This is a genomic window from Clostridium sp. MSTE9, from assembly GCF_000277625.1.
GTDB classification, from domain to species: Bacteria; Bacillota; Clostridia; order Oscillospirales; family Acutalibacteraceae; genus Faecalispora; species Faecalispora jeddahensis.
Window position 1 is genome coordinate 1 of record NZ_AKFU01000044.1, and the last position, 19,238, is coordinate 19,238.

A 19,238-nucleotide genomic window follows, 5' to 3' on the forward strand; every position below is an offset into this window, starting at 1 on the left:
CAACCTGCCGATCTGCATGGCGAAAACACAGTACAGCTTTACCGATGACGCGAAGTCCCTGGGCGCTCCCGAAGGCTTCGAGATCGCGGTCAAAAACCTGAAGGTATCCGCAGGTGCCGGATTCATCGTTGCTCTTACCGGCGATGTCATGACGATGCCCGGCCTGCCGAAGAAGCCGTCGTCCGAGAACATCGATGTGGATGAAAACGGCCGCATTTCCGGCTTGTTCTAATCCGTATTTCTCACTCATTTTTGCCGCCCCGGCGCCATTTTCACCGGGGCGGCGCTTTGTTTTTACGAATGTGAAGCCCCCTGCATTCTTTATATAAGAATGCAGGGGGCTTTGTGTCAGCAGACAGTTTTAAAAATTATATTGACTTATCGTCCATACAACAATATAATGTTATTGTCAGGACGATAAGTGAGGTGATGATTTGAGTCCACGTACAGGTCGGCCCCCATCTGGTAATGCGCGGCAGCAAAAAGTGGAAACGAGGATGACAGACAAAGAACTGGAAACACTTGACTACTGCTGTAAAATGACAAAGATGTCGAGGTCAGAGGTGATACGGGCTGGTATTGAGCTGATCTATTCCAACTTGTGTAACTTCAAAGAAAAATAAAAGGAAGCGGCGTCCAACCCACAAAGCAAGGCGCCACTTCCCCCAACCAACAAATGCCCGAAAGCAAATGCTGCGTAAATATTATAGCATGCGCGGCCATTCCTTTCAAGGCGTTGTTGGGGAAACAAGGAAAGGATGATTTTAATGACGAGTATTCTCGAAGAATTTGCTTATGGCAATCTATCGCCGGAGGCGCAGCCTTTTCATCGAAATTCCGAATATAGCGAGGCCATGCAGCTGTTGACCCGGAATGAGGAATATCTTCTGGAAAGACTGAATGAGGAAGAAAAAATTCTGTTTGAAAAGTACATCGATGCACAGGACGAGCTGAACAGGCTCACTGCGGTCGGAAACCTGATTTACGGCTATAAGCTGGGGGTTACGATGACGGCGGAGGTCTTTGTCGGAATGGACGATTTGTTTCAGCATGGGGGAAATCGCTGATACCTCAAAACGCTCTCCGCAACATAGTTCAGAAGTACTCTGTTAAATTCAGACTCTATCACAGCAGAAAGCGGTCAGGGCATTCATCCTGACCGCTTTCTGCTGTTCTTTTTTTTAACCGAAAGACGCTTTATTCGTACACTTCTGCTTCAAGCCGAAGCATATCGGCCAGAGCCAGCAGCTCGTCTTTTACATCTCCGTAAATCACGGTAAAGTGCGGCTCCCAGCCGGCTTTTACACTGCTTTCCACCACACGCAGAGCGTCGGCCTTCGGCTGTACCACCACAGAGGTTCCGCAGAATTGCTTTGGCTTATCAAGCGCGCGGCCCGGCAGGATCAACAGCCGGAAGGTTCCGTCCGGCTTTCGGCCGACGCGAAAAACCGTTGCCTGCTCTGCCGGTCTGCACCCGAATTCCATCGTGGGGCCAATCTTCCGGTTCGGGTGAACCCCCACCTGCGCGCCGGTGTCCGCACGGGCCAAAGAGCAGGCGGCAGTGCCGCAGTGCCAGTATGTAATGGTGTTTTCCGCTTCATCCAGAGAAACGGGATCGCCGAAAAAGGTCGGCAGACCGGTCAACTGAGTGCCGATGTACATTGATAGTGCGCCGTAAACATCCGATTCACAGGCGGAGGCAATCAGATTGTCATTCAGCATCGCCAGAACGGAGCATACCGGCGTCCCATAGGCGGTAAAGAAATCCGGCCAGCAGCGCGAAGAAAGCGCACCGATCCCGTTTGCTTTTACATAGTCGTCATAGGCTTTGTACAGCCGCACAAACGCGTCACGGTTTTTGGCGGGCGTGTTTTCCAGCCCCGTCATGGCCTGCTCGGCGGCTTTGCGGCAGTCAGCACATTCTTCCTCCGTGTAGCTCACGGCTTTTTCCATCAGCTCACGCGTTTCAATGGATTCGAGCGTAACGCCAAAGGTGTGCAGCAGCTCCGAATCGAGCGCACGGCCAAAGCCAAAGCCTTGGGGCGTATGGCCCACCGCCGCCATTTTCAGCGAGTGGAGCTTATGATAGACCTCACCGGCGCGCAGGAACGCGTGGATTTTGTGAATCACCGCTTCCTCCTCGGGCGCGCCGAATACATACGCAAACCGGTCGTCACCCAGCGCGCGCATGGCGTTGGCGGCGGAATAAGCCCCCGTCAAAGAATTCAGGCGCAGCCGCCCGCCGTCGATCACCGGTTCCCGCAGTGTCCACAACAGGGTGGGGCAAGAGAAGCGGTGGCGAATCTGGCTCGCATAGGCCGCGTTGGCAAAGGTGATATTTTGGATGATCAAAAGCTGGGGACAAATCATATCCAAAAACGTGTTCAGCTCCTCGATCGTCAGCAGCATTTTCTGCGGACACACCACGTGAGTCGATAAGGAGGTAAGCAGCCTGACCGATTTTTCAAATCCGGCCTGCGCACTTTCCAGATGAAACGTGGGCACCCCAATGGGCAAATAGGCCACCTGATATTCCGACATAACAATTCCGCCTTTCGTTAGTCCTTGCGATTGAGCGCGATATATGCTTCGTGCCTGCGGATTGGTAACGTTAATTCGCAGACTCTTTTCCCGGGAAAGATCACTTCGTACCGGCTTATAATACTGCGTTACAGATCCGCAAGACCGCGGAACAAGCGCTTGTACTCACTTTCTTTTCGGTAAAACACGGGTGGGTAGCCTATCGGCGCATCAACAAGATGCTCTCCGCCGCCGAATTCCGCACCGCTCCACAGATGCACCCAGCTGTCCTGCGGCAGGTATACCCGCCATTTGCAGGCCTCTTTTTCCAGAACCGGGGCGACGAGAAGCTCGCGGCCGAACAGATACTCCGTCTGGATTTGATAGGCCGCGCGGTCTTCTGGATAATGCACGAACAGCGGGCGCTGTACGGGCAGGCCGCGTGTCGCGTTTTCCTCCACAAGCTGTTTGAGGTAAGGCTTCAGCGCCACATGGATTTTGGCAAGCCGGGCGAACTGTTTCAGCGCGTCCTCGTCATCATATATCTGAAAATTTTCATCGGGGCGGTTGCCCTCGTGCGTTCGCATCACAGGGGTGAACACCGCCATCTCTGCCCAGCGAAGGAACAGCTCCTTGGTGCGTCGATTGCCGAACAGCGATGTGTATCCGCCGATGTCGCTGTGGCTGAGCCCGCAGCCACACATTCCGGCGCTGAGGGCAGCCGTGATCGTGGTTCCAAGGCCGTCGTGTCTGCTGAAATCCACGGATTGATCCCCGGCCCAGAGCAGAGGGCAGTATTTTTGCGAGCCCGTGGCCCCGGATCGCATAAAGAATACGGCTTCGCCAAGTTTTCCGCTTTCCGCGACCGCCTCATAATTGCAGCGCGCCCAAAGAGCGGGCCAGTGATTATGCTCCAGCATGGGGGAAACGCCGTTGAACAGTTTGACGTCGGTGGGTAGATATTCACCGAAATCGGCCATCCAGCCGTCGATTCCCAGAGCCAGAATCTGTTTTTTGATACAGTCTTTGTACCACTCAAAGGCTTCGGGATTTGTCAGATCGACTACGCCGCAGTAAAACTCGCCAAAATCCACCAGATAATCGCCGCCGTCCGCGGCAAGAGCGAAATAGCCTTTTTCTTTTGCTTCCCGATATAACTCGCCGTCGTTCACCAGATACCCGTTGTTGTACGCCAAAAAGCGGATGCCGTGCTCCTTGTATTCGCGGATTTTTTCCGGCAGGCCGGGGTACATCTTCTCATTGAGCTTCCAGTCCCACTGCAGCCGTCTGCCAAACGAGGTTTCGCGCTTCCCAGCCCAGTCCTGGCACCAGATTCCGGCCAGGGGAACGCCGCTTTGCAAAGTGCGCTCCGCAATGGAAAAGGCACGCTCGGTGCCGCCCTGCACGCCGAGGATCACGCCGTTGTAAATCCAATCGGGCAGCAGCGGCTGGCGGCCGAAGAATTCGCTGAGCCGGTATAGCAGGTTCTCCCAGTTGTCGGCAGCTTCAATGCGAATGCGGTTCGGCACCGCCCAAAACTGCAGTTCGTGGAATACTTCATTTCGAAAGTCGAAATCCGCGTAGGCAGTGCAGTCCGCATGCAGGTAGTATTTCCGGGACGAAACGTAGGTGGGCTGCGGGTAGTTGGTGTTGTAATAGTCGCCCCCGGCCTTGTTCTCCACATCGGAGCGCCAGGTGATATAGGTCGTTTTATCGCGTCCCACACCGGGCTCAGATGTCCACAGCGGAAAATGCCGGTCGCGCAGGTTCAGATAAGACATCTGCTCGCCGCAGCCGTAGCAGGATTCCTCTGCGTCGGCGCACACGCGCAGCCAAAAACGGTTGATGGCCGGGTCGAGCTGTTCAAAAGACAGCTCCGCAATCTCGCCCTGAATCACCACTTGAACGCGGAGCCGCCCTTCCAAATCCAGTGTCCATCCGGAATCCGTTTCTTCAGCCCCGGTGACGCGAAGCGGCACGCGTTGCGACAGATAATCCTCTATTTTGAAATTGCCGCGGTACATCTCGATGCTTTCCTGCCCGACTCCCACATAGATCATCGGCCGCTGCGGCGAGGCCTCGAGCAGAATGGTATCGTTATGACACAAAATCCAGGCGGTATGATTCCAACAGGCTTGCATGATTCGTGCCTCGCTTTCTTTGTTTACCCGGCTATCAGTGCCGGCAGGGAGGAGTAGGCCATAAAGCAGCCCGACAAAAGCAGTATGATATATACCATAAACAGAAAGTGCCGGTTCGGAATTTTTTGATGAATCCAGGTGCCGAGAAGAATACCGGCCGCCAAAAACGGCAGAGTGATCAGGCTCATGCGCAGAACTGTGCCGGTAAAAACACCGGTTGCAATATAGCGGATCAGCAAAATCAAATTCAGGCTGAACCAAAACGAGCACATGGTAGCGCGGAACTGGCTTTTTTCACGAATGGTACGCGTGATATAGATGATCAGCAGCGGGCCGCCCGAGCTGAAAGCACCGTGAACAACGCCCCCAAGGAACAGCAGAAAGTAGAGTATGTATTTGCGAAAGCCCTGCGGCATGGTGCCGGGGGATTTTGTTCTGCTCAGCCCCTGACGGATTCCGTTCGCGGCGACGAGGATCATAAAAACTGCCAGCAAGAATTTCAGCACCATTTCGGGCAGCGCGGAAAACGCCCACATGCCGATCGGCAGGCCGAGAAGCACAAACAGCATCACAATGCCGTACTGCTTCCACTGGATTTTTCGAAAATCCGTCGCGATGACATAGGCGGAAAGCAGCCACGCGTGCAGGCAGAGCACCGGCACTGCGACCGATACACCTGCAATGGCGATTCCGAACGGGAGGGCCAGTACGGTGGAGCCAAAACCCGTAATCGATTCGATGACATGCGTGACAAAAGAAAGCAGCCCGAACAGCAGCTCTTCCATGCTCATAAACGGCCTCCCCAATCCTGAATCGCCAAACTGCAAAACGCGGGGCGCTTTACCCAATCGGGCTGATTGAAATTATTTTTAACAGGTTTAATTAAATAGTAATATAGGCGGGAATCAATGTCAATCAATAAAACGACTAAATCAAAGCTAACATTTTTGGAGGGGTAGAAGTCTCTTTTCAAACAGCACGAAGTTTCTTCTGGCAACCCTGTGGGAACAGTATTGAATGCAGGTGAGCAGAAAAGTGCATTTTTTCAGGAAAAATGCAGCTGTTCCGCCGATTTTTAGTGATGATCAGACATAGATTCGGAAAATCAGAAGAGGGAAGTACTCATGAACTGTTTCAATCAATAAGCTGCATCAGGGCTAAGTAAAACCGCCGTGAGAAAAAAGAAAGCGGTCAAAAAGCACAAAAAGCAGTCGGAATTATTTAATTAAAACACTTAAAAAATAATTGACTTTTCTTTTGGCGGCACCTAAAATCAAAAGTAGAACGACCGGATTGCAGCAAAATGCGCGATTCAGTTAAAAGGTTTATCTGAATGTGAGGGGAGAAAGCATGGATACGGTTTTTCAGTTTACGATGCCGACCAAAATCGTTTTTGAGGACGGCGCAGCTTTTCATGCGGGGGATCAGGTCGAGGGGGAAAGCGTACTGGTGATTTCAGACCCATTTTTATATCAGAGCGGAGTCGCCCGAAAAATCGGCGAAGGTCTTGGCGGCAGGCGAGTGGCCTATTTTAGTGAAATTGAGCCGAACCCTTCCTGCGAGAGTGTGGACGCGGCGGCGCATGCTGCGCGCGACGCGGGCGCTCAGTGCGTGATCGGTCTTGGCGGCGGCAGCTCGCTGGATGTAGCAAAGGTGGTTGCCTGTCTTGTGAGCAATCCGGGCAGCATCTACGACTATTACGGCGGCGGAACCAAACAGCTGGAACACCGCGAGGCGCAGCTCATCTGCATTCCCACCACGGCGGGCACCGGCAGCGAGGTAACGAATGTCGGTGTGTTCACCAACCGCAACACCGGGAAGAAGGTTCCCATGCTCAGCCCGCTTTTCTGGCCGGACATCGCCCTGGTCGACAGCACCCTGACCCACACGCTGCCCGCGGCGGTCACGGCCTCCACCGGGATGGACGCGTTCTGCCACGCGATCGAAGCATACTGGAACCGGGAATCGCAGCCGATGTGTGACATGCTTGCCATGCGCGCAATGAAGCTGATTCTGGAAAATATCAAAACGGCGTATGATCATCCGCAGGATGCACAGGCACGACGAAACATGAGCTTGGCCAGTATGCTCGCGGGCATCGCGTTCAGCCAGACCCGCACCACCGGGATTCACGCGGTCAGCTTTCCGCTGACGGTCGAGTTCGGGCTGAGCCACGGCGAAGCGTGCTCCATCACGCTGCCGGCCTTTATCCGCATCAGCGAAGAAAAGAAGCAGAAGAAAATGCGTGAGCTGTGCGGCTGGCTCGGGTTTGCCGATGTTCCGGCGCTGGCGCAGGCGGTCGAGGATCTGATGCGCAGCATGAACATGCGCACACGGCTGCACGAAGCCGGGGTGCGAGAGGAAGATATTGAACAGATCGTGCAGGTTGGGCTGGAGGCGGCGATCATCCAGCTGACCCCGGCGGAGATGAACAGGCAGACGGTGACGGCCCTGCTTCGTTCCATACTGTAATTCAGACAGGAGGACAAAGATGAGCGAACAACAAATCGATTTGCAGCATCAGGCCAATGTCATCCGCAAGCTGACGCTGGAGGAAATCGGGAAGCTCGGCGTCGGGCATGTCGGCGGCAGTCTTTCCATTTGCGAGGTTCTCGCGGCGCTGTATTTTCGGCTGATGAAGATCGATCCGCATAATCCCGGCTGGCCGGAGCGCGACCGGCTGGTGCTCTCGAAAGGGCACGGCGGCCCGGCCCTGTATGCCGCGCTGGCGCTGAAGGGCTATTTCCCGATAGAGCTGCTCGATACCCTGAACCGCCCCGGTACCATGCTCCCCAGCCACTGCGATATGCGGCGCACCGTCGGCATCGATATGACCACCGGTTCGCTGGGGCAGGGCTTTTCCGCCGCGGTCGGAATGGCGCTTGCGGTTCAGATGGACCATTTGCCGAATACGATTTATACTATTATCGGCGACGGCGAAAGCGACGAGGGCCAGATTTGGGAGGCCGCCATGTTTGCGGGCGGCAGGCGGCTGGATCATCTCATCGCCTTTACCGATTACAACAAAATGCAGATCGACGGCTATACGCAAGAGATCAATCCGCTCGAGCCGCTGGAGGACAAATGGCGTGCCTTCGGCTGGCATGTGCAGTCGATCGACGGCCACAACACCGATGAGATCGTGAGCGCGGTGGAGCAGGCCAAGCGCGCGCAGGGGAAGCCCTCCATGATCCTGCTGAACACGATCAAGGGTAAGGGGGCTTCTTTTTCAGAGGGAAAACTCGCCTCCCACAACATGAAGCTGACCGAAGAAATGTGGAAAGCAGCGGTCGCCGAGCTGGAAAAGGAGGGAGCGTAAATGAATCAGCCGTTTGAGGTGAAGTTGGAGGAGCATTGGCTGCGGGATACCTACGTAGACCTGCTGCTGGAATACGCCCAAAAGGATGACAGGATCGTCGCGCTGGACGCGGATTTGATGGCGGCATCGAGTGTGAAACGATTCTCTCAGCAGATGCCGGGCCGGGCCATCGATGTGGGAGTAGCCGAGGCGAATATGATCGGCGTTGCGGCGGGACTCGCCGCCATGGGGAAAATACCGTTCACGCATTCCTTTACCGCCTTCGCAAGCCGCCGCGTGTGCGACCAGGTGACGCTTTCGGTCGCCTACGCGGGCCTGAACGTCAAGATGGTCGGCAGTGACCCGGGAATCACGGCGGAGCTGAACGGCGGCACCCACATGAGCATGGAGGATGTGTCGATCATGCGGAACATCCCCGGAATGACGGTTTACGAGCCGGTGGACAGCGCCCAGCTGCGCGCGGCGTTCCCGCAGATTCTGGCGCACGACGGCCCCGTTTATATTCGCCTGCTGCGCCGGCCCGCGGTGCGGATTGATTCAGAGAATGACGAGTTCACGCTCGGCAAGGCGTCCCTTCTGCGCGAGGGTGGGGATGTCACGATCCTTGCGACCGGAATCATGGTGGCCGAGGCGCTTCTGGCGGCTGAAGAGCTGGCCGGGCAGGGGATCGGCGCCGAGGTACTGAATGTACATACCGTCAAACCGTTCGACGAAGAAGCGGTTCTTCGCAGCGCGATGAAAACGGGGGCGGTGGTTACGGCGGAAAACGCCTCCGTCATCGGTGGGCTCGGCAGCGCCGCCGCGGAATGCCTTGGGGAGAACTGCCCGGTGCCCCTGCGACGGGTCGGGGTGCGCGACTGCTTTGGCGAGGTGGGCTTGACCGACTACCTGAAAGAAAAATTCGGCCTCACGGCAAAGGAGATCGTCCGTGCAGCGCATGAAGTGACAGAAAGGAAGAATTTCAGATGAAGGTATTGATTGGATCAGATAAATCCGGGTTCGGCCTCAAGGAAGAGGTCAAAGCGTATCTTGCCGGAAAAGGCTACGAAATGACCGACTGCGGCACGCTTGATCCGGAGCAGCCGAAGCCCTTTTTCGAGGCGGCGCCGATTGCAGCGCAGAAAATTCAGAGCGGCGAGTTCGAGCGCGCCATTTTGATCTGCGGTACCGGCATGGGCATGGCGATCGTCGCCAATAAGTTCGAGGGCGTTTATGCGGCTTGCTGCGAAAGCACCTATGCGGCCGAAAAATGCCGCGCTATCAACGACGCGAATATTCTCACCATGGGCGGCTGGATCATCGCCGGTATTCTGGGCTGTGAAATGGCCGAAACCTTCCTCACCACCGGGTTTACCGAGAATCTGGAGGAATGGCGGCAGGAGTTTTTGAAAGGCGCAAAACAAAAGGTCGGCGCAATCGAAGAATCCATTTACCGCAAGGGGTAATATTCCATGAAAGCAGGATCACTTTTGGCAATGTCCGTTATCATGCGTTCTACCTGTTCCCTAATTCAAAAATCCCGCGAGCCGAAGTTCGGTTCGCGGGATTTTTGACGGTGAAACAGAATCAGAGCTCTTTTTCTTCACTGTTCAGCAGGCCGCCGTTTTCAAAAAACAGGCTTTCCACTGTTGCGGCGGGGCCGAGCGTTTCCAGCCCCATGTTGTAATGGCTGAAGCTGACCCGTTCGGTATTGGCATAGCGGGTCAATTGCTGCTGCAAAGACTGCCGGAAGCGCTCATTTTCAAACAGCTCCCCGTACAGCACCACGCTTTCGGGGTCAAACAGCGTGAGCATGTTTTTGATCACAAGGCAAAGATAGAAAATCACACGGTCGAGCGTTTGCTCCACAACGTGATCCTCGGCATTGTAGGCGCGGATGACCTCCTGAATCGTCACCTTCGAAGCGTCGCCGCCGGTCAGATCCCACAGCACCGGCGTGCGCTGCTCGCTGAGCATGCTTTTCATCGTGTTTTCGATGGAATCGTAATGGATGATTGTCTCAAGGCAGCCCTGATTGCCGCACACGCAGGGCGCGCCGTTCGGGTCGGCGATCATATGGCCGAGCTGAATCGCCCGGTAGTTGAATACGCTGGATTGTCCGTCCCCCAGCGTGTAGGCCGCGCCGAGACCCGGGCCGTATTTGATGAACAGCATCGGGTGAATCTGGCGGTGGCTCGAAAGCACGCTTTCCCCGTGTGCCAGTGCGCAGATGTTATTGGTCAGCAGTACGGGCATTCGGAGCTTTTCCGATAAAATCGAAGCGACAGGAATGTTGCGTTCCTCCCATACCTGAAACGGATTGACGCTGATCCCGTTGATACTGTCTACAATGCCGTTGATGCTCACGCCGAGGCCCACCATCGTTCTGCTGGAAAGCACATTGTATTCCGCAAGCTTTGCCTGAATCGTGTGTGTCAGCTTTTCCAGAATGGCCGGGGCCTTGCGGCGGCAGTCGCCGGTGTAGATCAAATCCTCAAACAGGATGGTGTTGTTCAGGTCGGTGCACAGTACCCGGAATTTGTGCCGGGTAATATATACCCCCAGCGCGGCGTAATGGGCGCCGTTGATCTGGAGCAGCACCTCGCGCCGCCCTTTTCGGTTGGTGCTTTTTTCCCGTTCCGCTTCCACCTGGCAGAGCAGGCCCTCGTCGAGCATCTCGCCGGTGATCATCGTGATGGCGGCGGGCGTCAGGCCAAGCCGCAAGGCGATTTCTTTTCTGGAGATACTGCCGCTCAGGTGTATCAACTGCAGAATGGAGCTGCGGTTCTGTTTTTTCACGGCCAGCATATTGACTCCGTTTTCGCGCACATTGGGCATCGGTACGCCCTCCTTCCTGTGTTTTTGTTAATAAAGAACCTGAATATTCTCTCCCGTGAGCCCGGCATAAGCGCCGTTTTTGGCGGGAGCGCTTTCCGGGTGTGCAATCAGCCATTTTCCCTGCATCCAGAGCAGGCGTTCCTCCCCGCGGGCGTTTTCAGGCAGGCGCTCCAAGGGCAGATTTGTGCCCTGCGGCAGAACGACAACGCATTTGAACCCCTCGTCGCTTACCTTGCAGGGGGCAAAGTGAAGCGTGGTTCCGTAAAGCTCGCACGCGGTTCCGGCGGGAACATAATAGCCCTTTACCAAAGAGGTATCGAGCGTGTTGCCGCGGATATCGCGGGCGTCTGCAAGCAAGAGCACCAGATCGGTCACGGCCAGGTCCAGTTCCGGCATCTTGTGGTATTCCAGTGCGTTCAGGTGGCTGCCGTTGCCGATGCAGTAGCCGACCTCGATCGGCATGGAGCCGTTCAGTTTCTCTTTTACGGCGGCGGCCAGCTCTGTGTCGCAGAGTCTGGGATCGTCGGCTACATAAACGTTCCCCGATTCGGGAACCGCGATTTGCTCCATTGTTTTGAGCCACGGGGTAAAATCGTATTCCTCTATGATCCGGCCATATTGCCGGAAGGATTCGTCGGTAACGGGGAGCAGAGACAGCGCCGGATTTTTCTTTACCAGATCAGTATACACGTTCCAACCTCCCAAATTGCATTTTAAATATTGAAACCGTTCAATGAATTGCGAAAATGTCCGCCGAAAATAAGGATGCGTGATTTGGAACAGGGCAGATCATTCTTTTGGTTTGATCTTAGCATAATTTTAAAGCAAAAAGCAATCCGAATTTAAATTAATTAAAAGATTTAATAATATAGCACAAATTGTGATATTTAAAAATAGTAGAGTAAACAAATTTAGAGCATTTCAATAAAAATTGTTTACATTACACAAATCCTAAGATATAATTTGAATCGGGGAGGCACCCGTGAAAGCAGAATAGAATAGGAAAAACAGGATTAAGTTTAGGCGCTTAAATAACTTGCTGCCACAACGGGGGCCAGATTTGTTTCAGTCGAGGAATCTGAGAGTATTTTAATGTATTAGGAGGTTGTGTAATGAAAAAGTTGATCGCTTTCAGTTTGGCGGCAGCGATTGGAGTGCTTTCCTTTACGGGCTGCAGCGGCCAGACGGGAACGGCGTCCGGCGCTGGCAGCAGCCAGGCAGGCCAGGAGGTCACTCTGACGTTCCCCTGTATTTGGGTCGGCTCCGACAGCAAGGCAAAGGTGTTCGGCGAAATGGTCGCGGGCTTTAACACCGAATATGCCGGGAAGTATCAGATTAAACTGGAGGAGCAGACGGATTACGACGCCTACCGCGATAAGATCCGTACTCTGATTTCCACTGGGGCTGCGCCGGATCTGTTTACCGTGCAGGATTTCCCGGATCTGGAGCTGTACGCATCGTCCGGCAAGCTGATGAACCTGACCGATTTTCTGGCGGAATCCGACATGGCTTCCCGTTTTGAGGACGGGATCATCGAGAGAGCCCAAATCGACGGCGCCAACTATGCGATGCCTTATGAGAGCGCGGTTGTTCCGATCATGTACAATCAAAAACTGCTGGAAGAAGCCGGCGTAACGTCCATTCCCACTACATATGATGAATTCTGGGATGCCTGCGCCAAGCTCAAGGCGAAGAACATTTTCCCGGCAACGCAGATGACAAGCGCCAACGCGTGGACCTCCATGCTCTGGTACTCCTATGCTCTGGCGGCCTGCGGCGGTGCAGATGTCTATAAGAACGGCTTTGATGACCCCGCGTTTGAAAAAGCGGCGGAAATCATGGTGAAAATGTTCCAGAACACCTCCTCCGACGCAGTCGGTGCGGATGCCACTGTGGTAAACGGCCACTTCTTCAATGAACGCGCAGCCATTTATACCAACGGTTCCTGGATTTTGGGCCGCATCAAGAAAGAGGGCGTGCAGGGCCTGTACGACAATCTGGTGCTTGCACCCGGCCTAAGCTACGACGGCAAAAACGGCGGCGCGTATATCAGCACCATTCAGGCGTATCTGGTGGCGGGCAAGCAGGATGATCCTCAGAAGGCCGAGGCGGCCAAAGCGTTCCTGCGCTATGTCAGCGATCCCGAACGCGTGGTAGAGCTTGCAAACTCCTCCGGCGCCCTGTTCGCCATTAAAATGGACGCCTCTAAAATCACAGACCCGCTGCAGGCCGAGATCGTAAAGCAGAGCGCCGCGGCGTCTTTCATGATCGGTCATTTCCAGGGCTCCGTTCCCACGGCCGTGGCAAATGAGTTCCCCGCGGCGCTGGAATCCCTTGTGATCGGCGACATTACCCCTGCTGAATTTGTGCAGCACCTGAAGGAAGTAAAGGACAGCAACAGCTGACAAATCCGGTTTTCGGGCAACATCGGTTATGCCGCGGGCGGGATCGTGTTTCTTGGGCCGCCCGCGGCCTTTCTTTGAAAAGGAAACAGGGGAGTTTACTATGAAGATCACAAAGCAGGACAGGATCGGCATCGTTCTTTTCCTTGCACCGGCGCTTTTGTTGATTCTGGTGTTTTTTATCGTCCCGATCCTTTCCGTCGGCGTTACCAGCTTTTTTAAATGGAATGGGATCACTGCGCCGGAATTCACCGGGTGGCAGAACTATGCCAAAATTTTTTCGGATAAGGTATTTTGGCGCAGTGCCAGGAATAATTTGATCTGGGTAGCCGGCGTCTGTCTGGTGCAGGTTCCCTTGGCGCTGATCATGGCGATGGTGCTTTCTACAAAGCCACGCGGATGGAAAATCTTTCGGACCGTTTATTTTTTGCCGCAGGTGATCTCCGGCATCGCCATTGCCATGCTGTGGTCGGCGGTATACAACAGTGAATTCGGTCTTTTGAACGGCCTGCTCAAGCTGGTGGGTCAGGGGGATTCGACCCGCAATTGGCTGGGAGACCCCAAAACGGCATTTACCTGTGTGCTGGTGTACGGCCTATTTTACATCGGGTACTTTATGGTCATCCTGATGGCCGGGATCAGCGATATTGACGAAAGCTATTACGAAGCAGCCACCATCGACGGCGCGAGCCGCCTGCAGATGGAATGGCATATTACGATTCCCCTCATCCGGTACTCCATCATGACCTGCGTAACGCTGGCGGCCGTGTACGCGCTGCGTACCTTCGAGCAGCTGTATCTGCTCACAAACGGCGGCCCGGCCAACCGTACTTCGGTTTTGGTGCTGTACCTGTACAATCAGATGCGCAATAACAATTACGGTGGCGCCAATGCTTCGAGCATGATGCTGATTCTGACCGGCACGCTGGTAATCATTGTGGTGCGCAGGCTGTTTGCGGAAAAGAAAAGATAGGGGGGAGCGTCATGGAAGGGATTGTAAAAGGAAAAGCCAGTTACAGCACCAAGGGAGTTTTGTGTCTGATTCTCAAATGGTTTATCATCCTTCTGTTTGCGGTGTACACGCTGTTCCCGCTGCTGTGGCTGTTGATTACATCGTTAAAAACCAACGCCGAGTATTTCAATGATCCGTTTTCTTTTCCGGCCGTTCCGCAGTTTCAGAATTATATCAACGCGTTTTCTCAGGCCAATCTGGGACAGATGATCTGGAATTCCGTGACGGTTGCGGTGATTGCCACCGCGGCGAACGTGTTTGTGGCCGCTATGGCCTCGTATGCGATCTCCCGCTTTGACTTTAAAGGAAAAGAAATCTTCTTCACCATTTTTTCCGCCGGCGTGATGGTTCCGCTCAACGCCCTGATGGTTCCGTATTTCACGATTTTCAGCAGGATCGGCCTGCTCGATTCCATGAACGCGCTGCGGATTCTGTACACTGCGATCGGCCTGCCGATTGCGGTCATCATCATCCGCGGATTTATGGATTCTCTGCCGCGCGAAATCGAAGAGGCGGCTTACATCGACGGCTGTGGATTTTTCGGGCGCTTCTTTCAAATCATCCTGCCGCTTTCCAAAACAGGACTGATTACGGCGGCCACGTTTCAGTTCATCACCTGCTGGAATGAATTCGTTTACGCCAATCTGCTGACCTCATCGCCGCAGAATAAAACGATCCAGATCGGGATTCGTTATTTTACCAACCAGTTTACAACGGATTATGTATCGATGTACGCAGCGATTATTATTGCGATTGTTCCCAGTGTTCTGGGGTACGCGCTCTTCCAGAAGCAGATCATTTCCGGCATGACCAGCGGTGCGGTAAAGGGCTGACCGCCGCGCGGAGCGGTGATGATGCCCGCTGCAAAAACCATTTTCCAAGCTTATACGCCATATAGTTTTGCATAACAAACAGGAGCGTCGGGCCATTGGCCCGACGCTCCTGTTTGCAGAAAAGAGGGGAAAGTTCCGCTTTTCTCAATGATTTTTAAACAGCCTTAAGATCCACAGGAGAATGACAGAGCCGATCACAGCAACTAACAGACTCCACAGGTTAAATCCGGTGATACCCACACCACCGAGCATGTTCATCAGAAAACCGCCGATCAATGCGCCGACAATACCAACTACGATGTTTGCAAACGCACCCATAGAGGCGTCGGTATTCATAAATTTACTTGCAATCCATCCAGCCAATGCGCCAATAATGACCCAAGCGAGTATACCCATGGATAAACCTCCTTCTCTTTCCACTTATTTAATATGAAGTTTTGCCCAAAAAATCAGTCGTTTATTCATTAAAATACACTGAGGGCGGCTCCTGGTCTTTCCATAACGCTTGAAAAACGCTGGTTTTGATCTTGTTGACTTCTCGATGTGTTATGTTATAATGACCTCACGCCGCGAGCAAAAGCGGAGCTTTTGGGGCGGAGAGAGCATAGAGTCATCCGTTTGGTGGTTTATGATACTTAGGATCCCTTTTGAGGGACAGCCTCAAACTTATGATAGAATGACCTCACGTGTAAGATAGGGGAAAGCTTTCTTTTCATCATACTGGTACCCCGGCTGTTTCTCGTAAGTCGATATAAGAACTTATAATGGAAAAGCTCATGATATAATGACCTTGCAAAACCTCACGCCGCACTGTTATTTGCGTCAAAGTGAGAAAACGGATGATATCATAAAGAACAATATGTAAAAGGAGCGGTGAAATGTCTGGAATCAATCAGGTAAAGGCTGTTTTTTTCAGCGCTACAGGGACGACTGAAAAAACAGTGATGAAAATTGCCGGGGCTGCAGCGGAGAAGCTGGGGCTGCCCGTCAGCATTGTGGATTTTACCCTACCCAAAGGCCGGGAGTGTCCGCTGGTGTTCGAAGAGGACGATCTGGTGATTTTTGGAACTCCGGTATATGCGGGCCGGGTGCCGAATGTGCTGCTGAAATTTTTGGACACCTTACAGGGCAATCATGCGCTGGCCGTGCCGGTAGTGCTCTTTGGCAACCGCAATTACGATGACGCTCTGATCGAGCTTCGCGATCTGTTACATAAAGCGGGATTTCGCCCGATGGCCGCGGCGGCCTTTGTCGGTGAGCACTCGTTTTCCCGGGTTCTGGCCGCAGGAAGACCGGATGCAGAGGATTTTTCGAAGGCCGGGCACTTTGGGCAGCAGGTTGCAGAGAAGCTCCTCTCTGGGCAGGAGCTTTCGCTGATCGAGGTGGAAGGTGTCCCGCATCCGTACCGCGGATATTATCAGCCGCGCGACAGGAAAGGAAACCCCGTAGACATCCGAAAGGTGAAGCCGCAGACCAGTTCGGCGTGCAACGACTGCAAGCTGTGTGCCGAAATCTGTCCCATGGGTTCCATTTCTTATGAGGATGTGAGCGAATATATTGGCATCTGTATTAAGTGTGGGGCCTGTATCAAGAAGTGTCCGCAGGGTGCCAAGTATTATACGGATGAAGGATATCTGTATCATCAGCACGAGTTGGAAGAAGGCTTGACCCGCCGTGCCGAGCCCGAATTGTTTTTATAATCGTTTTATAGGATAAAACGGTAAAGTTGGGCAAATCCATAAAAAGCTATTTTTTTTGAAAAAAGTCTTGCTTTTTTGGATGTATCATGATATTATAGTCAGGCAGTTCAGCGAAAAACGACGAATTTTCCGCAGAATTGCCCTATGGGGGTATAGCTCAGCTGGGAGAGCGCTTGAATGGCATTCAAGAGGTCAGCGGTTCGATCCCGCTTATCTCCACCATATCGTGAAAGAGATCGTTGAAATCCGGAAGATTTCAACGATCTCTTTTATATCACCGTGTTGAGAGAAATGAGAGAGAGTTTAGATGAATCCAATCGACAGCAAGATGAACACACGGAACGCATGGCGGGAGAGAGAAAATTCCGTGCAGAGTTTCTCCTCCTACAATGGGATCACCGTTACAAAGCTGGAAAAGGATGTGGCCGAGGGAGAACTGGTCATCACACCCCAATCTCTGAACTCTGCGGGGATTGTCCACGGCGGCTGCCTTGCCACGTTGGCCGACACGGTAGCCGGCAACGGCGTTGCCTGCGCCACCGGACACATGTGCGTCACCGTGAATTATTCCTTCCACTTTTTAAGCCCCGCCTTTGGGGATGGGCATAAGATTTATTGCCGTGCTATTCCCCAGAAAATAGGACGTACCCTCTGCCTGTACGAGGTTTCTCTGACCGACGACAACGGGCGGGAAGTAGCAGCCGGGTCCTTTACTTTTTTCCTGAAAAGGCCCCTGTGAATTTTTGTCGAGCACCGTCTCTATCCGCAATATATCGGAGGCACTAGTAACTGATGCAATCTTCGAATGACTGGAATTCACAAATAAGCAAAGAAATGTAATGATTACGATGATTTTAGCCTCTAAAAGAAATTTGGACTGGGAAACATGGGGGGAGATCAGCTGGGAGATTTCACGAATATTTTAGGAGGTTAGCGGTTCAATCCCTATTATCTACGCCCAAAACACAGTGACCGCAAGGCGAAAAGCCTTGCGGTTTATTATACGAATGAGAAGATGGACACTGGATTATTTTTCCTAACGGACAACTGGCATTTGCTTTTTTGTTCTTCACTCTGACTATACTTTGTATTAATAGCACCTACATAAACTATTACATATGGATTATAAACATAATGCGAAGTTACTATGACTGTTTTTCCTAATGTGAATAATAGGATACTGCACCCATTATTAACGTGAATAATTCTCCACAATTTCTTTTACGCAATCTAAAAAAGATTCCTCACCCATCGTGTTTACTTTAAAGAAAACTGCCTGGCTGCCGCCGGATGTAATAGCAGTAAGAAATAGGCGATTTCCATTGCCAATCAATGTAATATTTAAACTAACACGATTACCGCCCATCATACTGTATCTTTCGTAAACACGGACAGCACAGCGTATATCATTGTACGAATAATCGCTACCGTCCTCAAAGCTCGCCGATGCGCTGCCGTTTAGAATTCCAGAATGAAGAATATTCAATAGTTCGCTAAAATCCCCTTGAAAGTCACGTTTATACTTGGCCATGTTATTACCTCCAAAATATAAAATAAGGTTATATGATATAAATAATCGGACTTGGCCATTTTCGCAATATTGTAAACATAATTGGAAGTTAAGTTTGTGGTTCGATTTTCATCTGGATATCCTTTACCCCATACCGAAACGACGGCCTCCCGAACCGCTTTGTGTCGCTTCCGGTACTTTTCCGCCAAATCCGCCGGACGTATTACGAACCAATCCCATGATCACCTGAAAACGATAAGACAAACTTTTGAAATAGGAGGGCTTAACGACAGCCACCTCTTTCAGAGATCCTTTGCAATTATATAGATGAATTTTAATACCTTGTTCCTGGTAACGGCGTGAAATATGAGATAAATCATTTTGTATTTCATCCGAATATACAATAATATTTTGAATCTGCTCTTTTAACAAAAAAGAGGCGGAGGGCATATCCTGTGGAAAAACGCACCAGCGGTTATCGTATTTGCCGGGTGTCTTTCCAGCCCCTTTCATTCTATTGGAATCCAGCAGAAATACCGGAGGTGCATCGGACCGGATATTTTATGCCCTGAGTACATCTGCTCCTTTATATAACGCGGCTACAATATCTTCTACCGGAACAATCATTGAAGATGCGCGTGCTCCATAAACACCATTATAAAGCGGAACCGGCCGGTAACCTAAACGAGCGAATGCTAAGAGCCTATCCATAAATTAGATATGGACTCGAATCAATTTACGCCAGACAATAATTGCACAGGCAAAATGCAGAAGACCAAGGTAGTTTGCAGCTTTCTTTTCAAAACGAACCAGCAATTTGCGGAAACGGTTGAAGAACGAATGCGTAACCTCTACTACCCAGCGCCGGGCTTTAAAATCGGGATTCCGCAAGAGCTCCTGTTTTTCCTCAGATCGGGGACGGATATGCGCGATATAGCCTCTTTTTTCAACCTTGTCTTTTGAGCCGGTATACCCGGCATCCAG

Annotated in this window: 20 protein-coding genes and 1 tRNA gene; 12 read left to right on the plus strand and 9 right to left on the minus strand. The window is 52.4% G+C overall.

The window, feature by feature from the left end; all coding sequences use genetic code 11:
- Both HMPREF1141_RS13145 and HMPREF1141_RS13150 read left to right on the plus strand, forming a co-directional pair.
- A partial coding sequence (locus tag HMPREF1141_RS13145) for a formate--tetrahydrofolate ligase (protein WP_009065249.1) occupies positions 1-232 on the plus strand: 232 nt, incomplete at its 5' end.
- A gap of 535 nt (positions 233-767) precedes the next feature.
- Positions 768-1,067, plus strand: a complete 300-nt coding sequence (locus HMPREF1141_RS13150; RefSeq protein ID WP_009065234.1) for a DUF6809 family protein — start codon at positions 768-770, stop codon at positions 1,065-1,067.
- Between the two features lie 130 nt (positions 1,068-1,197).
- On the opposite strand, the gene HMPREF1141_RS13155 is transcribed toward HMPREF1141_RS13150, so the two are convergent.
- The 3 genes from HMPREF1141_RS13155 to HMPREF1141_RS13165 form a co-directional block, all read right to left on the minus strand.
- Entirely contained in the window at positions 1,198-2,541 is a 1,344-nt protein-coding gene (locus HMPREF1141_RS13155; RefSeq protein ID WP_009065217.1) for a fucose isomerase, read from the minus strand.
- Between the two features lie 128 nt (positions 2,542-2,669).
- A complete protein-coding gene (locus HMPREF1141_RS13160; RefSeq protein ID WP_009065230.1) occupies positions 2,670-4,661 on the minus strand; it encodes an alpha-glucosidase in 1,992 nt (663 codons plus the stop codon).
- A 23-nt stretch (positions 4,662-4,684) separates the two neighbouring features.
- Complete coding sequence (locus tag HMPREF1141_RS13165; RefSeq protein ID WP_009065243.1) at positions 4,685-5,452, minus strand: sulfite exporter TauE/SafE family protein; 768 nt, start codon at positions 5,450-5,452, stop codon at positions 4,685-4,687.
- Positions 5,453-6,011: 559 nt separating this feature from the next.
- Here HMPREF1141_RS13165 and HMPREF1141_RS13170 point away from each other — a divergent pair.
- Genes HMPREF1141_RS13170 through HMPREF1141_RS13185 form a run of 4 tightly spaced genes read left to right on the plus strand, consistent with a single transcriptional unit; the run spans position 6,012 to position 9,425 of the window.
- Positions 6,012-7,133 carry an iron-containing alcohol dehydrogenase family protein gene (locus HMPREF1141_RS13170; protein WP_009065251.1) on the plus strand — a complete coding sequence of 374 codons (1,122 nt, stop codon included), beginning with the start codon at positions 6,012-6,014 and terminating at the stop codon, positions 7,131-7,133.
- Between the two features lie 19 nt (positions 7,134-7,152).
- A complete protein-coding gene (locus tag HMPREF1141_RS13175; protein WP_009065245.1) occupies positions 7,153-7,980 on the plus strand; it encodes a transketolase in 828 nt (275 codons plus the stop codon).
- Positions 7,981-8,949: a transketolase C-terminal domain-containing protein gene (locus tag HMPREF1141_RS13180; RefSeq protein ID WP_009065220.1), complete on the plus strand. Its 969-nt coding sequence runs from the start codon at positions 7,981-7,983 to the stop codon at positions 8,947-8,949.
- Positions 8,946-9,425 (plus strand): RpiB/LacA/LacB family sugar-phosphate isomerase, encoded by a 480-nt coding sequence (locus HMPREF1141_RS13185; RefSeq protein ID WP_009065218.1) that lies wholly within the window; start codon positions 8,946-8,948, stop codon positions 9,423-9,425. Before HMPREF1141_RS13180 ends, HMPREF1141_RS13185 begins: the two co-directional genes overlap by 4 nt.
- A gap of 121 nt (positions 9,426-9,546) precedes the next feature.
- Here HMPREF1141_RS13185 and HMPREF1141_RS13190 read toward each other — a convergent pair whose 3' ends face one another.
- Together HMPREF1141_RS13190 and HMPREF1141_RS13195 are read right to left on the minus strand one after the other, a co-directional pair.
- Positions 9,547-10,797 carry an ROK family transcriptional regulator gene (locus HMPREF1141_RS13190; protein WP_009065212.1) on the minus strand — a complete coding sequence of 417 codons (1,251 nt, stop codon included), beginning with the start codon at positions 10,795-10,797 and terminating at the stop codon, positions 9,547-9,549.
- 27 nt (positions 10,798-10,824) lie between these two features.
- Positions 10,825-11,487, minus strand: coding sequence for a DUF4867 family protein (locus HMPREF1141_RS13195; RefSeq protein WP_009065225.1), 663 nt, complete (start codon positions 11,485-11,487; stop codon positions 10,825-10,827).
- A 422-nt stretch (positions 11,488-11,909) separates the two neighbouring features.
- On the opposite strand from HMPREF1141_RS13195, the gene HMPREF1141_RS13200 reads away from it, so the two are divergent.
- The 3 genes from HMPREF1141_RS13200 (at position 11,910) to HMPREF1141_RS13210 (ending at position 15,044) form a co-directional block, all read left to right on the plus strand.
- Entirely contained in the window at positions 11,910-13,202 is a 1,293-nt protein-coding gene (locus HMPREF1141_RS13200) for an extracellular solute-binding protein (protein WP_009065227.1), read from the plus strand.
- Positions 13,203-13,302: 100 nt separating this feature from the next.
- Positions 13,303-14,172, plus strand: coding sequence for a sugar ABC transporter permease (locus HMPREF1141_RS13205; protein WP_035317151.1), 870 nt, complete (start codon positions 13,303-13,305; stop codon positions 14,170-14,172).
- Positions 14,173-14,183: 11 nt separating this feature from the next.
- Positions 14,184-15,044, plus strand: a complete 861-nt coding sequence (locus HMPREF1141_RS13210; RefSeq protein ID WP_009065247.1) for a carbohydrate ABC transporter permease — start codon at positions 14,184-14,186, stop codon at positions 15,042-15,044.
- Between the two features lie 144 nt (positions 15,045-15,188).
- On the opposite strand, the gene HMPREF1141_RS13215 is transcribed toward HMPREF1141_RS13210, so the two are convergent.
- Positions 15,189-15,440 (minus strand): GlsB/YeaQ/YmgE family stress response membrane protein, encoded by a 252-nt coding sequence (locus HMPREF1141_RS13215; protein ID WP_009065214.1) that lies wholly within the window; start codon positions 15,438-15,440, stop codon positions 15,189-15,191.
- Between the two features lie 482 nt (positions 15,441-15,922).
- Here HMPREF1141_RS13215 and HMPREF1141_RS13220 point away from each other — a divergent pair, with 482 nt between their 5' ends.
- The 3 genes from HMPREF1141_RS13220 to HMPREF1141_RS13230 all read left to right on the plus strand — a co-directional run bounded on the left by HMPREF1141_RS13220 (position 15,923) and on the right by HMPREF1141_RS13230 (position 17,483).
- Entirely contained in the window at positions 15,923-16,744 is an 822-nt protein-coding gene (locus HMPREF1141_RS13220) for an EFR1 family ferrodoxin (protein WP_009065232.1), read from the plus strand.
- 146 nt (positions 16,745-16,890) lie between these two features.
- Positions 16,891-16,966 (plus strand) — tRNA-Ala (locus tag HMPREF1141_RS13225).
- An 85-nt stretch (positions 16,967-17,051) separates the two neighbouring features.
- On the plus strand, positions 17,052-17,483 hold the full coding sequence (locus tag HMPREF1141_RS13230; RefSeq protein ID WP_009065229.1) for a PaaI family thioesterase: 432 nt from the start codon (positions 17,052-17,054) through the stop codon (positions 17,481-17,483).
- Positions 17,484-17,936: 453 nt separating this feature from the next.
- On the opposite strand, the gene HMPREF1141_RS13235 is transcribed toward HMPREF1141_RS13230, so the two are convergent.
- The 3 genes from HMPREF1141_RS13235 to HMPREF1141_RS13245 all read right to left on the minus strand — a co-directional run.
- Positions 17,937-18,275, minus strand: coding sequence for a DUF6054 family protein (locus tag HMPREF1141_RS13235; RefSeq protein ID WP_035317152.1), 339 nt, complete (start codon positions 18,273-18,275; stop codon positions 17,937-17,939).
- Between the two features lie 123 nt (positions 18,276-18,398).
- On the minus strand, positions 18,399-18,767 hold the full coding sequence (locus HMPREF1141_RS13240; protein ID WP_009065253.1) for a hypothetical protein: 369 nt from the start codon (positions 18,765-18,767) through the stop codon (positions 18,399-18,401).
- Between the two features lie 201 nt (positions 18,768-18,968).
- The coding region (locus tag HMPREF1141_RS13245; RefSeq protein ID WP_009062410.1) for a transposase at positions 18,969-19,238 on the minus strand (270 nt) is incomplete at its 5' end.

What these genes read in the sequence shown, in the direction of transcription:
- HMPREF1141_RS13150 (WP_009065234.1), top strand. Translation starts at nt 768, where the DNA reads ATGACGAGTATTCTCGAAGAATTTGCTTATGGCAATCTATCGCCGGAG.
- HMPREF1141_RS13155 (WP_009065217.1), bottom strand. Translation starts at nt 2,541, where the DNA reads ATGTCGGAATATCAGGTGGCCTATTTGCCCATTGGGGTGCCCACGTTT.
- HMPREF1141_RS13160 (WP_009065230.1), bottom strand. Translation starts at nt 4,661, where the DNA reads ATGCAAGCCTGTTGGAATCATACCGCCTGGATTTTGTGTCATAACGAT.
- HMPREF1141_RS13165 (WP_009065243.1), bottom strand. Translation starts at nt 5,452, where the DNA reads ATGAGCATGGAAGAGCTGCTGTTCGGGCTGCTTTCTTTTGTCACGCAT.
- HMPREF1141_RS13170 (WP_009065251.1), top strand. Translation starts at nt 6,012, where the DNA reads ATGGATACGGTTTTTCAGTTTACGATGCCGACCAAAATCGTTTTTGAG.
- HMPREF1141_RS13175 (WP_009065245.1), top strand. Translation starts at nt 7,153, where the DNA reads ATGAGCGAACAACAAATCGATTTGCAGCATCAGGCCAATGTCATCCGC.
- HMPREF1141_RS13180 (WP_009065220.1), top strand. Translation starts at nt 7,981, where the DNA reads ATGAATCAGCCGTTTGAGGTGAAGTTGGAGGAGCATTGGCTGCGGGAT.
- HMPREF1141_RS13185 (WP_009065218.1), top strand. Translation starts at nt 8,946, where the DNA reads ATGAAGGTATTGATTGGATCAGATAAATCCGGGTTCGGCCTCAAGGAA.
- HMPREF1141_RS13190 (WP_009065212.1), bottom strand. Translation starts at nt 10,797, where the DNA reads ATGCCCAATGTGCGCGAAAACGGAGTCAATATGCTGGCCGTGAAAAAA.
- HMPREF1141_RS13200 (WP_009065227.1), top strand. Translation starts at nt 11,910, where the DNA reads ATGAAAAAGTTGATCGCTTTCAGTTTGGCGGCAGCGATTGGAGTGCTT.
- HMPREF1141_RS13205 (WP_035317151.1), top strand. Translation starts at nt 13,303, where the DNA reads ATGAAGATCACAAAGCAGGACAGGATCGGCATCGTTCTTTTCCTTGCA.
- HMPREF1141_RS13210 (WP_009065247.1), top strand. Translation starts at nt 14,184, where the DNA reads ATGGAAGGGATTGTAAAAGGAAAAGCCAGTTACAGCACCAAGGGAGTT.
- HMPREF1141_RS13215 (WP_009065214.1), bottom strand. Translation starts at nt 15,440, where the DNA reads ATGGGTATACTCGCTTGGGTCATTATTGGCGCATTGGCTGGATGGATT.
- HMPREF1141_RS13220 (WP_009065232.1), top strand. Translation starts at nt 15,923, where the DNA reads ATGTCTGGAATCAATCAGGTAAAGGCTGTTTTTTTCAGCGCTACAGGG.
- HMPREF1141_RS13230 (WP_009065229.1), top strand. Translation starts at nt 17,052, where the DNA reads ATGAATCCAATCGACAGCAAGATGAACACACGGAACGCATGGCGGGAG.
- HMPREF1141_RS13235 (WP_035317152.1), bottom strand. Translation starts at nt 18,275, where the DNA reads ATGGCCAAGTATAAACGTGACTTTCAAGGGGATTTTAGCGAACTATTG.
- HMPREF1141_RS13240 (WP_009065253.1), bottom strand. Translation starts at nt 18,767, where the DNA reads ATGAAAGGGGCTGGAAAGACACCCGGCAAATACGATAACCGCTGGTGC.